The sequence below is a fragment of the Sporosarcina sp. NPDC096371 genome (assembly GCF_044762865.1).
GTDB lineage: Bacteria > Bacillota > Bacilli > Bacillales_A > Planococcaceae > Sporosarcina.
Window position 1 is genome coordinate 1 of record NZ_JBIWFE010000004.1, and the last position, 15575, is coordinate 15575.

General features: G+C 42.6%; 18 protein-coding genes and 6 tRNA genes. 1 reads left to right on the forward strand and 23 read right to left on the reverse strand.

From position 1 onward, the window contains the following. Positions 1–367 precede the first annotated feature (367 nt). From ACIQ0H_RS11405 to acpS, 21 genes are all read right to left on the reverse strand, one after another. Positions 368–441: transfer RNA gene (locus ACIQ0H_RS11405), tRNA-Gly, on the reverse strand. Between the two features lie 45 nt (positions 442–486). After that, positions 487–563 (reverse strand) — tRNA-Arg (locus ACIQ0H_RS11410). An 18-nt stretch (positions 564–581) separates the two neighbouring features. Continuing rightward, positions 582–668 (reverse strand) — tRNA-Leu (locus ACIQ0H_RS11415). Between the two features lie 73 nt (positions 669–741). Further along, positions 742–817 (reverse strand) — tRNA-Lys (locus tag ACIQ0H_RS11420). Positions 818–843: 26 nt separating this feature from the next. Continuing rightward, positions 844–915 (reverse strand) — tRNA-Gln (locus tag ACIQ0H_RS11425). Positions 916–1022: 107 nt separating this feature from the next. Further along, positions 1023–1097 (reverse strand) — tRNA-Glu (locus tag ACIQ0H_RS11430). Between the two features lie 248 nt (positions 1098–1345). Next, a complete protein-coding gene (locus ACIQ0H_RS11435; protein ID WP_403415690.1) occupies positions 1346–1804 on the reverse strand; it encodes a SprT family protein in 459 nt (152 codons plus the stop codon). A 109-nt stretch (positions 1805–1913) separates the two neighbouring features. Then, a complete protein-coding gene (locus tag ACIQ0H_RS11440) occupies positions 1914–4073 on the reverse strand; it encodes a Tex family protein (RefSeq protein ID WP_403414553.1) in 2160 nt (719 codons plus the stop codon). Positions 4074–4131: 58 nt separating this feature from the next. Then, a complete protein-coding gene (locus ACIQ0H_RS11445) occupies positions 4132–4728 on the reverse strand; it encodes a PP2C family serine/threonine-protein phosphatase (RefSeq protein ID WP_403414556.1) in 597 nt (198 codons plus the stop codon). Continuing rightward, complete coding sequence (gene sigB / locus ACIQ0H_RS11450) at positions 4728–5513, reverse strand: RNA polymerase sigma factor SigB (protein WP_403414559.1); 786 nt, start codon at positions 5511–5513, stop codon at positions 4728–4730. Before sigB ends, ACIQ0H_RS11445 begins: the two co-directional genes overlap by 1 nt. Beyond that, entirely contained in the window at positions 5488–5961 is a 474-nt protein-coding gene (rsbW, locus tag ACIQ0H_RS11455; protein ID WP_403414561.1) for an anti-sigma B factor RsbW, read from the reverse strand. Before rsbW ends, sigB begins: the two co-directional genes overlap by 26 nt. After that, positions 5948–6289 carry an STAS domain-containing protein gene (locus tag ACIQ0H_RS11460; RefSeq protein ID WP_403414564.1) on the reverse strand — a complete coding sequence of 114 codons (342 nt, stop codon included), beginning with the start codon at positions 6287–6289 and terminating at the stop codon, positions 5948–5950. Before ACIQ0H_RS11460 ends, rsbW begins: the two co-directional genes overlap by 14 nt. Before the next feature lie 69 nt (positions 6290–6358). After that, a complete protein-coding gene (locus ACIQ0H_RS11465; RefSeq protein ID WP_403414567.1) occupies positions 6359–7372 on the reverse strand; it encodes a PP2C family protein-serine/threonine phosphatase in 1014 nt (337 codons plus the stop codon). 14 nt (positions 7373–7386) lie between these two features. Next, positions 7387–7788: an anti-sigma regulatory factor gene (locus tag ACIQ0H_RS11470; protein ID WP_403414570.1), complete on the reverse strand. Its 402-nt coding sequence runs from the start codon at positions 7786–7788 to the stop codon at positions 7387–7389. Between the two features lie 2 nt (positions 7789–7790). Beyond that, a complete protein-coding gene (locus tag ACIQ0H_RS11475) occupies positions 7791–8153 on the reverse strand; it encodes an STAS domain-containing protein (RefSeq protein ID WP_403415693.1) in 363 nt (120 codons plus the stop codon). A gap of 2 nt (positions 8154–8155) precedes the next feature. After that, positions 8156–8980, reverse strand: a complete 825-nt coding sequence (locus ACIQ0H_RS11480) for an STAS domain-containing protein (protein WP_403414572.1) — start codon at positions 8978–8980, stop codon at positions 8156–8158. A 140-nt stretch (positions 8981–9120) separates the two neighbouring features. Further along, positions 9121–9471, reverse strand: a complete 351-nt coding sequence (locus ACIQ0H_RS11485; protein WP_318618062.1) for a type II toxin-antitoxin system PemK/MazF family toxin — start codon at positions 9469–9471, stop codon at positions 9121–9123. Between the two features lie 4 nt (positions 9472–9475). After that, a complete protein-coding gene (locus ACIQ0H_RS11490) occupies positions 9476–9766 on the reverse strand; it encodes a transcriptional regulator (RefSeq protein ID WP_403415696.1) in 291 nt (96 codons plus the stop codon). Between the two features lie 132 nt (positions 9767–9898). Then, on the reverse strand, positions 9899–11038 hold the full coding sequence (gene alr, locus ACIQ0H_RS11495) for an alanine racemase (RefSeq protein ID WP_403414575.1): 1140 nt from the start codon (positions 11036–11038) through the stop codon (positions 9899–9901). 71 nt (positions 11039–11109) lie between these two features. Continuing rightward, on the reverse strand, positions 11110–12111 hold the full coding sequence (locus ACIQ0H_RS11500) for a LolA family protein (protein WP_403414578.1): 1002 nt from the start codon (positions 12109–12111) through the stop codon (positions 11110–11112). A gap of 58 nt (positions 12112–12169) precedes the next feature. Then, entirely contained in the window at positions 12170–12523 is a 354-nt protein-coding gene (gene acpS / locus ACIQ0H_RS11505) for a holo-ACP synthase (RefSeq protein ID WP_403415699.1), read from the reverse strand. 297 nt (positions 12524–12820) lie between these two features. On the opposite strand from acpS, the gene ACIQ0H_RS11510 reads away from it, so the two are divergent. Continuing rightward, positions 12821–13432 carry a rhomboid family intramembrane serine protease gene (locus ACIQ0H_RS11510; protein ID WP_403414581.1) on the forward strand — a complete coding sequence of 204 codons (612 nt, stop codon included), beginning with the start codon at positions 12821–12823 and terminating at the stop codon, positions 13430–13432. A 29-nt stretch (positions 13433–13461) separates the two neighbouring features. On the opposite strand, the gene ACIQ0H_RS11515 is transcribed toward ACIQ0H_RS11510, so the two are convergent. Together ACIQ0H_RS11515 and ACIQ0H_RS11520 are read right to left on the reverse strand one after the other, a co-directional pair. Then, positions 13462–14973 carry a PH domain-containing protein gene (locus ACIQ0H_RS11515; RefSeq protein WP_403414584.1) on the reverse strand — a complete coding sequence of 504 codons (1512 nt, stop codon included), beginning with the start codon at positions 14971–14973 and terminating at the stop codon, positions 13462–13464. After that, positions 14966–15445 carry a PH domain-containing protein gene (locus tag ACIQ0H_RS11520; protein ID WP_403414587.1) on the reverse strand — a complete coding sequence of 160 codons (480 nt, stop codon included), beginning with the start codon at positions 15443–15445 and terminating at the stop codon, positions 14966–14968. The genes ACIQ0H_RS11515 and ACIQ0H_RS11520 overlap by 8 nt, the downstream gene beginning before the upstream one ends. Positions 15446–15575 lie beyond the last annotated feature (130 nt).

Consider the following 15575-nt stretch of genomic DNA (forward strand, 5'->3'; position numbering starts at 1 on the left):
CCAGGATCAAACTCTCCATAATAGAAGAAAATGAATAGCTCATTTCTTGCTGGCATTAAATTAATAATGTCATGTGTGTTTCTGTTCATTCGACGAAAATCGTTTTACTTAGAAACGTTTTTGCTCAAGTGCACTTGGCACTCTCGCTATATTTCGTTGACGTTTTGCTGTTCAGTTTTCAAGGTTCATGTTGATATTTTCGCAGTCAGCACTTCGGCGACAGCTTTTATATCATACCAAGTTCAGTTCTTTGTGTCAAGAACTTTTTTTTGATTCTTTTTTGACGTTACCACCGCGTTAGTGGTACGACGTTTTATTACTATAACACTTCTTCCGAAGCGCGTCAATACTTTTTTAAAAAATAATATGGAGCGGGTGAAGGGAATCGAACCCTCATCATCAGCTTGGAAGGCTGAGGTTTTACCACTAAACTACACCCGCGAATATGTTTGCTGTTCCAATGTAATTTACATTGCGCAGTTTTATTGGTGCGCCCGGCAGAAGTCGAATCCACAACCTCCTGATCCGTAGTCAGGTGCTCTATCCAATTGAGCTACGAGCGCTCTGCTAAAAAAAATACTTGGTGCGGTAAAGAGGACTTGAACCTCCACGGGGTTAACCCCCACTAGGCCCTCAACCTAGCGCGTCTGCCATTCCGCCACTACCGCATTTGATTGGCGACATGCTTTATTATACATTAGATGCTAATTTTGTCAACATCTTTTTTTATAATAAATTAAATGGTGAGCCATGCAGGATTCGAACCTGCGACCCTCTGATTAAAAGTCAGATGCTCTACCAACTGAGCTAATGGCTCTCTATTATATAGAGATAATGGAATAACTGGGGTAGCTGGATTCGAACCAACGAATGACGGAGTCAAAGTCCGTTGCCTTACCGCTTGGCTATACCCCACCGATGCTGTATCTAGCCAATCGATGATACCATGTAAAACACTACTTTTCAAATATCACGCATTGCTTTAAGGTTAACTATTTTCAACGCTTCGCGTTAAAAAATATTGGTGACCCCTACGGGATTCGAACCCGTGTTACCGCCGTGAAAGGGCGGTGTCTTAACCGCTTGACCAAGGGGCCATATAAGTGTTGATATCGTGTGTAGGTAACACTTCGTTTTGTTTGTGAAGCGATATTTCCTAACCGACTTTTCTTATTATAGACAGTTCATTTCAATACGTCAACACTTTTCTACAATCTTTTTTCAATTACTACCAAGAAGGTGATTAGACCGCGGTTTACGCGACCTAATTCCCTCATTTCAATTCTCAATATATAAGACAATCATGCTTTCATGATACCTTTCACCATCCATACACACATTCAGCTCACGTCGTTTGTATTTTCGTTATTGCCCCTGCGCATTTTCCACATCTATATTTTCGGACGTCCATCCTTCTCCTCCGTTTATATTCCAGCTTACACGCTGTACATCTATAGAGATGCAACACGCGCGGCTTTTCATTCCTTTCGGAAAGGGCTTTGCAAAACCTTGGAGATGCTGTTTGTTTTAATAGTTCTCTGAAGTCATTATCACGATGACGATATCCCTTTCCTTCTATATGAAGGTGATAGTGACATAGTTCATGCTTAATAACTCCAACTAATTCTTCTGTTCCATACTTTTGCAGCACCAATGGGTTGATTTCAATCGAATGATCCGAGAGCATATAACGTCCGCCCGTTGTACGCAACCTACTATTAAAGCGAGATATATGAAGGAATGGCTTTCCGAATACTTCATTAGATACATCTTCAATCAACTTCTGCAATTCAATGTCCATCATACCCATTCCAACTCCCTTCTATAACATTCAGAATGACATCCCTATTAATTGAATGACTACTTCACATTCATCCTGCCTATATCGAAATAAGGAATGTCACTGAAGCAAGTTAGTCTTTTGAGGGCGGCAACATTGTTAATGAAATTCTCCCTTTTGCTTTGTCTACTCCATCCACCCAGACCGTAACAATATCACCTGACGCAACAACATCTAGCGGGTGCTTCACAAAACCTTTTTTCAATTTCGATATATGAACAAGTCCGTCTTCCTTCACACCAATATCTATAAACGCGCCAAAGTCGACAACATTACGAACGGTCCCTTGCATCTCAAGACCCTGGTAAAGATCTTTCATATCAAGAACATCCGCTTTTAATAATGGCTGTGGAAAGTCATCGCGCGGATCTCGGTTTGGTCTTTGAAGCGTTTCAACTATATCCTTCAACGTTACTTCACCAACATCTAATTTCGGTGCCAAAGTTTTGATATCAATATTCGCTAATGCTTCAGCCGTTTCTTTCTTACCTAATGCTTTCTTTCCGAGTCCGACCTCTTCTAAAACCTGCTCCGCCAAACCGTAACTTTCGGGGTGAATTCCCGTTGAGTCGAAAGGATCTGCCGCGCCAGGTACTCGGAGGAAGCCAATCGCCTGTTCATAAGTCTTCGCGCCAAGGCGTGGTACTTTTTTCAATTGATTGCGCTTCGTAAATAAACCATTTTCTTCACGAGACTTCACAATATTTTCTGCCACTGCTTTGGACAAGCCTGCGACATATTGAAGAAGTGATGAGGAAGCTGTGTTAACATCTACACCTACTCGGTTTACAGCTGTTTCAACAACAAATGTTAATGATTCCGATAACCGCTTCTTAGCCACGTCATGCTGATATTGCCCCACGCCAACAGAACCTGGATCTATTTTCACAAGTTCAGATAATGGATCTTGCAAACGTCGTGCTATCGAAACCGCACTTCTTTGTTCAACTTGCAGGTCAGGGAATTCTTCGCGCGCTTTGGCTGAAGCCGAATAGACACTCGCACCAGCTTCATTGACAATCACATAAGAAACGCCCGCAGCTGCCTCTTTGATACATTCAACAATGAACAGTTCTGATTCACGAGAAGCAGTCCCATTCCCAATTGCAATAATAGAAACCGGATATTTTTTGAGCAGTTCCAAAATAATGCGCTTCGATTTTTCCTTTTCAGGTTTTGGTGGATGTGGATAAATAACTGAAATTTCAAGTAATTTACCTGTTTCATCTACAACCGCTAGTTTACAACCTGAACGGAAAGCTGGGTCAACGCCTAATACCACTTTCCCCTTCAACGGAGGCTGCAAGAGAAGGCTCTTCAAGTTTTCCGAAAACACATGAATAGCTTGTTCTTCGGCTTTTTCCGTCAGTGCCGCCCTGATTTCCCGCTCGATGGAAGGCGCTATTAACCGTTTAAACGCATCTTCAATCGCTTCTTTCACCTGTGCAGCTGCCGGCACATGCGTTTTGCGAATCAATTCGCGTTCAAGCCCTCCGATAATTTGCACTGTCGGGAAGGATATACTGATTCTTAATACCTCTTCTTTTTCACCACGGTTCAAAGCAAGTACACGGTGTGGAACGATTTTCTTTAATGGCTCTTCATATTCATAGTAGTTACCAAATACATTACGCTCGTCTTCCGCACCTTTTCGCAGGGCCGATACAATTAAACCGTTTGACCATGTCAGTTTTCGGATATTTTCTCGAATTGTCGCGTCATCCGCAAAGCGTTCGGCGACAATATCACGTGCACCCGCAAGTGCATCTTCAATCGTCATTACACCCGCCTCTTCATTAATAAAAGGCTTGGCCATTTCTTCTGGTACATTCGTTGAAAACTCTAACAACTGATTCGCGAGAGGTTCAAGACCACTTTCAATCGCTATCATCGCACGCGTTCGTCTTTTCTGTTTGAAAGGCCTGTACAAATCTTCAATTCGTTGTAAGACGGTAGCACTTTCAATCGCCTTTTTCAATTCGTCATCCAGTTTGCCTTGTTCATCAATCAGGCGAATGACTTCTTCTTTTCGTTGCTCAAGCCCTTTGACATAACTATACGCATCCTCAATTGCTTTTATCTGAACTTCATCTAATGAACCTGTTTCCTCTTTACGATACCTGGCAATGAACGGAACCGTGTTCCCTTGATCCAGTAGGGCAATTACTTTTTCAGTTTGGCGGATACTGACAGCCGCTTTTCCAGCTGTCGCTTCAATAATATGTTTTATCAATAAAACCACCCTTTCTTCACTGCCCTAATTTTAACACAAAAAAAAGCCTACTTCCTATTCATAGAAGTAAGCTCCCTGCTATAAAAGTTGCGTCGTCACCATGATCAATTGTTTGCAACACGTTTTGATATAATTCGTAAGGTCCTGCGCTCTCCTTCAATGCAACTTTGGGACTTTTCAGAGATACTCCGTCTGAATGTAGAAAAAACAAATCGCCTTCTTGGTACTCATATTGTTGCATCTTTAACTTTTGTGGTCTGCCAGATAAATAGCCCATGACCGGCAGAGGATAAATCATTTTTGTTCGATTTCGAAGGATATATAACCGAACATTCCCGACGCAACTATATTGGATTGTTTTCTGCTCATAATCAACCTTCACAATAGCTACAGCAGCCCCACGCTTTTGCACCATATGCTCATTACAACGACTCAACAACTCATCAATTGATTCGTGATGATATTCGTTTAATACTTTTGGGATGATTTGTGCTGATTGACGGGCAATTGGTCCACTACCTAGTCCATCAGCAATTGCACAGATGAAATAATCGTCCTCCGTATGGATGAAGTACGTATCACCAGATTCTCGATTTCCGGATTTAGCTTCCTGAAAGACATACGCTTCAACATGTTCAGTTTGAATAGATTCCACTAAAATACACCCCCAGCCGCCAAAATCGCTTCTTGCAACTTTTTAACTGCCTTTCGTTGCAATCTAGAGACGTGCATTTGAGAGATCCCGAGCAAATCTCCTGCTTCTTTTTGGCTTAACTGCTCGATATACGTGTACCGGATAATCAGCCTCTCGCGCTCTGATAGTATATTAAGCGCATTTTCCACCAACATGCGTTGATCTGTTCTCTCAAAACCTGTATCAGTTTCTCCAATAACATCAAACAGTGTTACTGTCGCCCCTTCGGAATCGGTTTCCAAACTATAATCCATGGAAAGCGCTTGATAACTTCTACCCATCTCCATTGCTTCAAGAATTAGTTCTTCCCCAACCTCTAAGTAGCCAGCAATCTCACAGACAAGAGGTGAGCGCTGTAGTTCATTTGTCAATGATTCTACTGCCGTCTTGATTCTTGGTCCAAGTTCTTTTATCCGCCGCGGTACATGAACTGCCCATGTTTTATCTCGTAGAAACCGCTTGATTTCACCAATGATTGTCGGCACTGCAAACGCTTCAAAACTTCTACCGTATTCCGGATTATAGCGCCGAATTGCTCCAAGTAGTCCTAACATACCCACTTGAGCAATATCTTCATGATAGGATTTGCCGCTAGAATACTTTCTGGCAATGGATTGGACGAGTCGCTCATAATGCATCACCAGATTTGTCTGCGCCTCTTGGTCGCTACTTTCCTGGTATTGTTTAATCCATAGAAGGACTTGGTCTTTCGTTACTGTTTCATGAGGTGATTGTTCTTTCGGCATCCCCATCCCCTCGCTCTCCGCCAAGGTACTTGGTCATAAAGACCGTCACCCCCTCCTTATGATGGACTTTCACGTCATCCATAAGTGTTTCCATTAGGTAGAGGCCTAGACCACCTTCCCGAAGAAATTGGTCTCCCCCTTGTTCACTATAGGGACCTAGAGACATTTTAGTCTCCTCAAAATTAAAACTTTTCCCATGATCTGCAACCATGATTTCCAATCTATCTTCAAAAAGAGCGCAGCCGACCACGACCTCGCCTTCCTCATCTTCCTCATATGCATGTTGGACCGCATTCGTAATCGCCTCACTTGAGGCAATCTTTAAGTCTTCTATTTCGTCGTAAGTAAACCCCAAGCGGCTTGCCAGTCCTGAAATAGTAAGACGAGCGACTCCAACATATTGCGCTTTGGCGGGAACTCTTATTTCGATATAATCATAAGACTGCATCTTCGTCCCCACCTTCGCCCATTTCTATATCCATAACTTCACTCAAACCCGTAATTTCAAATAGTCTTTTCAGACGCTGATTCGCACCCGTAATTTTGACGTGGCCTCCATTGGCCTTAACAGCTTTATAAAACCCTACAAAAACACCCAAACCGGTACTATCCACATATTCTACTTCTGATAAGTCCAATTCGGCTTGCATATCTTTCAACTTTTCCGCTGGCGCAAGACTCTCTCTTAACTTCGGTGCTGTAAAAGCATCGATTTCTCCAACAACTTTAAAGCATTGAACACTATTTCCCTCTAATAACCTCACTCGCAAATTCATCTTTCCACCCCGATTTTCTCTATTTTTAAAAATGCACTCTAAACTGATATGTACCCTCTTTTAGTTTTCTTAAACCAACTTATTGCCTTTTTTAAAAATAACAATCGTAAAATCATCGTGCAAATGGAAGTCCTGTAGCCTTGCAAGTTTATTGTACACTGTATCCGCGATCACTTGCGCAGATTCATCTTTCACCTTCGTTAAAATCGACTGGATTATTTTATTATCTACAAAATCAGCATCCAGCCGTATCTCAGTTACTCCATCTGTCATTATCGCAATGAAATCTCCCTCTTCTAGCACAACCGACCGCTCTTCATACATAACATCCGGCTGTATCCCAAGAAGAAGTCCCTTCGCACTTAGTTCAACGAATGTCCCCAAAGAAGCCTTATACATGAGGGCTGGTTCATGTCCAGCAGAGCCATAGACAAAACTAGAATCTCTAGCATCGTACTTCCCGTAAAACATGGATATAAACATCGAATTATCTACACTTTTTTCCACAATTCGATTAACGATATCTAGAACATTGCGCGGACTGGTATTATCGTTACGCAAGCTATCCATTCCAAATTTGATCATCGTCATACACAGCGCCGCAGGGATACCTTTCCCCATAACATCAGCGACCGCTACACTCGTCTCGTTGCATGTATCGTGTAGAAAATAGATATAGTCACCACTCATTTTTTTTGCCGGTTCTGTCACAAATCCAATATCCAGTTCCTCGACATCAGGTATTTTGGTCTTCAATAACGTATCCTGCACTTTCACCGCAACATTGATCTCCATCTGAATTTCTTCCTGCATTCGGATTAAACTCTGATGCTCCCTAAGAGCAAGTCCGTAGTGAATCATCATTTCAATCAGAAAGTCAAATGAATTCGATAACTCAACCGGTTTGTTCGAAAACGTCTCAGAGAAAGCTGATTTGTGAATACTGATGACTTCTTCTGGTGAAATTTCCTTTTCAATAAACTTCCTACTAAATTGCTGACCCAAATAAAGCGCTTCTTCATTTGGATTAGTTATATATTGCTTCAGTATTTCTCTATACTGTTCCAAAACTTTCTGAGGCATTCGCCATCATCCCCTCATCGGAGCCATTTTGTCACGGTGATTGTCGTTCCCACCCCGGGTTCCGTCTCCACTTTGAATTCATCCATCAGTCGTTTCACGCCCGGCATCCCCGCACCAAGTCCTCCAGAAGTCGAAAAACCGTCTTCCATCACTTTACGCATGTCTGTAATCCCAGGACCATTGTCCGATGCAACGATTGTAATTCCGTTACAACCCTTTTCAGAATGTCTTTCAATTTCGACTTTTCCTTTTCCAGCGTATAAGTAAATATTACGGGCTAATTCACTGATCGCAGTTGTAATACGTGCTTGATCGACCGTTCCAAAGCCGGACTTCTTCGCTTCGTTTCGGCCCAGCTGTCGAGCAGCAACAATATCCCATTCCGTGTGTATATCTACAGAAGACCGGTAGTCCATGTTCAGGCCTCCAATTCTTTATGCAATTTGTCCAATCCGTTTTCGAGATCAAGCGCTGTCAAAACATTCTCTAGACGGATACCGAGTTCTATCAGTGTAATTGCAACGGCCGGCTGTATCCCCGTAATAACAACTTTCGCACCCATTAATCCTGACATACTGATAACATCACCCAATACTTTTGCAATAAAAGAATCGATAAAATCAATCGGCGTCAAATCAATCAATACGCCTCTAGCAGTCGTTTCATGCATCTTTTTCAACAGATCTTCCTGGAATTGTAGGGCAGTCTGATCATCAAGTTCCCACTGAACAGAAACGATTAATGTGTCATTTAATTTTAAAATCGGAATTCGCATATTCATCATTAATCAACCTCCACAATGGTACGGTTCGTCAGCCCCAGTGCCTCCTGCATCCCTCTTTGCAGCGTGCTCGTTGTCGTGAAGTCGTTCAAATTAATGCCTAACGCAACGATTGTCTGGGCAATTTCCGGCCGGATTCCAACTACCATGCATTTTGACCCCACAAGACGGACTGCTTCGGCCGCTTGAATAATATGTTGAGCAACCATCGTGTCAACGACCGGCACGCCGGTGATATCTAGAAGGACAACTTCGGCGCGTTGTTTTACCACACCTTCAAGCAAGTTTTCCATTATCAATTTTGCGCGTTCTGTGTCGATGGTACCCACAAGCGGCATAACGGAAATTTTTTCAAAAACCGGTATCAAAGATGCGGAAAGTTCCTGCAAAGCAATTTTCTGCAAACTCACTGTCCGTTCCCATTCCATGGCGTAGGCTTCTATAATACTTTCACGTAAAGGGCGAATCCAATTATCAAAAAGGGTCATGTATAATCGCAAATTGTTCTGATTGATAATCTTTTTTTCCTCCAATAAATCAAATGCGATTTGCGAAAAGTTATCAATCGCTTTGTTGACAAACTTGATGGACCAACCGAAGCGGACGACTTTCTCAGTAAAGTCATTTAGCTTCTCCGAATTGACGACATCCGTCTCCGAAATATTTGACGTCATAAGCGCTGCAAATTCAACGCTCGTTTTTTCGATTAGTTGCGTAGGCATGAAACGGAAAAATTTCTCCCCTTTCTCCTCTTTCATCTGCTCTTCCCATCGTTCAATGAGTACATCAATGTTCTTATTTATACCTTCTACCAATTGAGTATTCATAATTACTTTGATAAGCCTCCTTGTGTTAAATTTCTTCTATCATCATTGTATCGAAAAAAGTACCGTAACACACTATTTTCATCGTGCAATCAAAAAACACCACAGACATGAATCCTGTGGTGTTTCTTTTATATGTATGCTCAGAATTTGACGAGGCCAAAACTCACTTCGAGTGCTTCATCGACCTGTTCCATCAAAAATTCGTCTAGTTGTGTAATCTTATCGGTAAGCCTCGACTTGTCGATCGTGCGGACTTGTTCGAGCAGGATGACCGAATCCCGCTCGAAGCCATAACGTGCCGCATCAATTTCAACATGTGTTGGCAATTTTGCTTTTTGGATTTGCGCGGTAATCGCCGCGATAATTACTGTCGGACTAAACCGGTTACCTATGTCATTTTGGATAACAAGAACCGGCCTTGTACCGCCCTGCTCAGAACCGACGACAGGCGACAGATCTGCAAAAAAGACGTCTCCACGTTTTATTGCCAACTTTTCATCCTCCGCTTACGAGACGTTCCACCGTATGCTGGGCTTCAAACTCCACATGTAAGCATTCTGTGGCGATTTTAAGGTTGATTTGTGACATTTCGACGTAACCTTTCATCATCGTTTCCCTAATCGTTTCCGATTCATAGTCGGATACGTATCGTTTTGTCGAAATATAAACGAAATCTCCGCGACCCGGCTCCTGATGGACGACCGTATGTTCATTTTCATTCAGCATCCTTTTCGGGATCTTTACAATGATTTCTTTCATGTTTTTATTAGCACGCAACGTCAGCACCTCCGACAAAGCCGTTCCCTCATTTCAATACAAGTCCATCTTACCATTGAACATCTACAATGAGAAGACATAGAAGGAAGTTTATTGACAGGATTCTGCAACACTACTGGTTATTTGTCGAAAGTACGGATATTAGGTAGGCTGTCCATCTTTCCCTATATATATTCTCGGTATCCGCTCCGCAATGGAAACGGCAATTTCATATGGAATCGTACCGAGGCGCTCTGCCCACTCTTCAAGAGTCACTTCTTCTTGACCTTGACAGCCGATAAGCGTAACTTTCTCACCAACCGGCATTTGATAAGGCAGCTTCACCATACATTGATCCATACAAATTGTACCGACGAGAGGCACTCGCTTCCCGCCGATAAGCACATCTTGACCACGTAAACCACGCCGTAAACCGTCCGCATAACCGATCGGGATTGTCGCAATCCACTCATCTTCTACGGTTTGATAAGTTCCACCGTAACTGATTGGACTGCCTGCCTCCAGTAGTTTGACATGGGCCAGTTCACTTTCAATCTGCAAGGCCCTTTCAAGGCGAAAGGGCAAGTGCATTTCTACATAATCCGAAGATGCAATGCCATAAAGTCCTATGCCAAAACGGACGGCATCCAGCCCAAATTCGGGATATAGGAGGACTGCCGCGCTGTTCGACGCATGAACAAGTCGAGGTTTTTCCGGTAATGTCTGCACCAGATCCATGAACATCGTAAATTGTTCATCCGTCCTCTCTAAATTCCCTTCATCTGCGCATGCAAAATGCGTAAAAATGCCATCCAGTTGTACATTATCAGAACCCTCTATGACGGATACGATCGACTGAAGGGACTTTGCATCCCGTAAGCCAATTCTACCCATGCCACTATCAACTTTTACATGGATTTTCAACTCTTTTACAAATACAGCGCAATGATCCAATGCGTCCCGCAACCATTCCGCGTTGGAAACGGCAACTGTAATGCCCAGTTCGGCCGCTGTCTCGGCAAAAGTAATTGGTGACGGCCCCATGACAAGGATGTCCCCGCTTATACCTGCCACTCGGAGCCGAACCGCTTCATCTGGCGTGGCAACCGAAACCATTTCGACGCCTGTTTCAAAGGCAGCTTGGGCTACTTCCACATCACCGTGTCCGTAGCCATTCGCTTTTACAACCGCTATAACCGAAGTTGAACCCTTTATATGTTTTGTCAAATTCCTAATATTAGCCTTGATCGCTTCAAGATCTATCGTTACTTGCGTTGGACGGTAATGAATAGAGTTTTTCATGATGCCCCCTCATTTTCTTTGCTGTCGTGTTCTCTATTATTAATCCAGCGCCCGTTCTTCGTCAACAAATGTTATTTCATACCCTCTTCTTTCATCGATGAAGCGACTTCAATCATTTCATCCTGCGTCAACGATTCAGATGCGATGAAAAATGCGATTCCATCACTTTCCCAACGAATTGAGTTTTCTGTCATGGCCGCGACTGTAAATCCAAGGTCAACCGGGTCACCTTCAATGGACACCGGCACTTTACCGTCTCCTCTTACCGCCGGTTCCTGAACAAGGATATATTCTTTATTGCCGGAGAATGTCATAAATGAGCGTGTTCCATTCTCCAATTTCACAAATTCCTCATGCATCGTGACGCCTTCCCACTCTACAGAAGGATAATACGTTTTAAGCCCCGTTTTATCGGCATCCTTCGCATCATCTTGGTCCCCTGTATTTGTATCACTTATTTCAACGTTATAATCCGCAGCCTTTCGTTCCTTACCAAGCGTGATTTGTGAAAATGTGATTCGAATCTTCTCTTCTTTATTTTCATCGAGTACAGATACATATGTCGGTAACATCGTCTTTTTATCGACGTGAATTTGTTGAATAGGCAAGACTTTCTTATGATTATTCCGTGTGGCAGTTTCAAAGACGTAAGATTTATCTTTTTCCGTCATGGTTACATTTTTATCTGCTTTAATATCATCAGACAATGCACCAATCAAGTACGGCTGGCTATTTTGCGCCGGCCAATCACTTTGGAACTTATAGGTCTTACCAAGCGATGGTGTCACAACAAATACTCCATCTTCGTTACGCACAATCATCTGGGAATCATCGCTTCCCGATTGGCTTACATTTACACGATAGAATGCGGGTTTGGTATACCAAACAACAACATCATACAAACGCGGTTCTGCCCCTGTCTTAATCTCCATTGTCGCTTTTAACTCATAACCTTTCGTGTCATTCCACTTGCCGCTGAGCTTTTTCATAACGTCCTCTTTCGTTGGTGTTCCACACGCTGCGAGAAGTACCATAACTACAACTAACAATAGAGCAACTATCCGGCTACGCATACAGTTCATCCTTTCTCATTTCAATCGGGTAGGTCATCTTATGAGAATGAATACACATTTATGCGAGCAAGATTACTTGTGCTGCTGCCACTGTTTTTGTATGCGTAATCGAAACGAACCCAGCCACTAGGCTTTTTTTGAAATAAAGGACCGGCTTGCCACTTACTTCCGGTAGAATTTCAATATCTATAAAGTTACATGCAGTTCCAATTCCGGTACCATTTGCTTTTGCGTAGGCCTCTTTTCCTGCAAAACGACCCGCAAGGAATTCAATTTGCCGATGATCAGTAAGACGGTCATAAATTTTTAATTCTTCTAAAGTTAAAATGCGCGAACGAAACTTAGAGGATCTAGCATCCAATTTGGCAATACGATTTAATTCGACGATATCAAGTCCAATTCCTGCAATCAAAATAACTTCTCCTTTCCAATCAGACAATAAATTACGCCTCCGCGTAATTGCGTCCAAATTTTGAATCGAGCTCGCTCGATTGACTCCCTTCAAAATCTGTGACATCCGCCGGAGGCTTCGTCTTTGTCCAGCAGGCATTTGAACACCCTCCGAGCAGTAAATAAAATCACATTTATCACGCCACATATAGAGGTGGGAGTCTTCTGCTGAATAAAGATAAAAACATCAGCACCTTGGTAGACACTGGAGTCTGGCCTATAAAAAATGTATAATGAATTCATAGATTGAGGTGAAAAAATGTTTAGCCGTACAGAAAACTTTTCGCAATACATTCGCCTGTATCCCGTCGTGACATTCCTGCTCGCTTTGAATATCTTCATCGCTGCACTGGTATACCTCCCTGTTATAGGGAACCAGATTTATGTTGGTGGAATGGGCATCAACTGGTTGATCGCAGAAGGAGAATGGTGGCGCTTAGTTACACCAATGTTCCTACATGCAGGATTTTCACATCTATTATTCAACATGTTTTCTTTGTTCATTTTTGGACCTGAGCTTGAGAAAATAGCCGGGAAAGCACGCTTTCTTACAATTTACTTGCTTGCAGGAGTTTTCGGTAACATCGCAACTTATTTCCTTCAACCCCTCGACTACATGAGTGTCGGAGCAAGCGGAGCTATTTTCGGGATTTTTGGAGCATTTGGAGCACTTGTCTATTACACCAAGCGTATTCTACCGCAATTAAGACAAATTATCCTACCGATCATCGTTATAGGAATCGTCATGACATTCCTTCAGCCAAACATTAATGCAACAGCCCATATCACCGGCCTAATCGTCGGATTTTTGATTGGACTGAGTTATTTCCATCCTAAACGCATTGTGAGTTGGAAAAAAAGAAAAAACTAGGACAGAGGGCTAGCCCGCTGTCCTTTTTTTTACGCGTTTCTATCCTGCAATGATGTAGTATCCTTCACACTCTTCTCATACCACGAAAGAATCCTTTCTGCATCCGATTCCTCCATATGATAAACACGCGCATTGAAAGTACCCATTCCCGATTTAATACTGGCAACTACAGTACCCAAATTTTTACGCTTGTGAAAGTAATTTTGCTTCATGGTCATGGATTGGATCCTCTTCTTCATCAAAAACGCGGTTTGTAAGCTAAATCCTCTAAAGCGCATAGTCAGCTGGTTTCCTGCAATTTCGTAGGCTGCCGAGCGATGTTGCCATAAACCGAAGAGGATAATGACCGGAATAATCAGAAGTGCTAGCAATCCATACGGGAAGAAAAAGTATATCAAAGCGCCAATTACCGGAATCATCCACACGAAGTCTATGCGATAATAAAAGCGCTTTGCACGCTCTGGAAGCCTATTGGTCGGTTCGTCCAGTATAAGTTCTGGAAATATATCTTTTAATAGTCCATTAATAGCCGTTTTTTTAACAAGTGGAAATAGGTTCATTTTCGCCCCTTCCGCCCCGCCACCACCAGCACTATCGATGACAACTGCCGCATAACCAAAAAGTTGTCTAACCGGATTTTCAATGATGCGCACACTTTGAACCCTGTTTAACGGTACAGTCATTCGTTTCTTCTCCAACAGTCCACGCGTAATCACAATATCTTGCTCCTCGAGCGACACAGAAAAATTGAAATAAGAAAGGAACGTCATAGCGACCGACAAGCCCCAAACAAGGACAAACCCTAAAAACACGACAATCGTAACAATAAGAATACCATATCTGATAAAACCTGAAATCTCTTCGTACATCCATTCATACGGAATCATCTCGGAAAACTGCGATAGAAAGATGGCTGCACCGGAAAGAATGACGCCAATACCACCCGAAGTCGTCGCCAAAATTAGCAGATCCCTCACCGACAATGTAAAAATCGACTTCACTTGTGCTTTTTCCTCAATGTGGGGTTCCACCACCCCCATACTCTCTTCAAGCGGAACAGCTTTCCTCCTGTTTTTCGCCTCCGCAATTTCCATTTCAATTCTTTTAGCAGCATCTTTTGTAATCGCTGTTAGTTCCGCCTCTGATTTCTTGGCCGATGAACTACCCGCTGTCTCTACTTTCACTTTGACAAGTTTAAGCGGACGATGTAAAATTCCTTCCGTATAATCGAGACTTTGAATTCGATCGAACGGAATATAACGTTTTTTCTTGATGAACAAGCCATACTCAATACGTAGTTCATCTTCCTCGAACCAGTAGACAAACCGCTTCCACTTAATAACTCCTGTAACCAAAAACACAATGAGCAGGGTACCCAAAATGATAAAAGAAGCATAGTCTATATACCACTTTCCCGTCCCTAAATCTTTCATCCCATTCGCAAAGACAAGGACAAGCAGAGGAAGTATCATTTCCTTCAACGTTTTTAATACTGCAATGATAGCTGAGATCCAGTGCAATTTATAGCGTTTATCAGACATCGTCTTCCGCCACCCTTGCGAGCACTGAAATCCTACCGCGCAACTCATCCGCCTCTGCCGTCACAAGTGCAGGGATGGTATGATTCGTGGCTGCGGTCGAAATAGTGATTTCAGCTAAATCATATTTACGAAGAATAGGGCCTTGCGCCGTATCTACATGCTGAACGCGCACCATTGGAATCAGCGTTCGTTTAATAATAAATATGCCATGCTGTAGTTCAATTTCTGATTCACGAACCTCATAACGCCAACGCTTCCATCTCACTTTAGGGAATAAATAAATGAAAAAGTACGCAAATAACAGAACGACTACCGCCGAGATTATGTAGATCCACCACGGACCATCAAATAGATACGACAAGACACAAGCGCCTATCGCAATGACTAACAGGAAGATGGTTTCCATAATGCCGTACAATCTCCAAACTTTTAATCCTTTCACCGAAATCCGATTGGCCGGTTGCTTTCTCATATAAACACCTCTTTCTGTTTATTCTATACGATTGGAAGGTCTAAATGTTTCAAAATTCAACTTAATTTTATATTCGACCAAAGAACTTCACTATATTTTAACAAAAAGAAAAAAGTCGGGGTGCGATTAT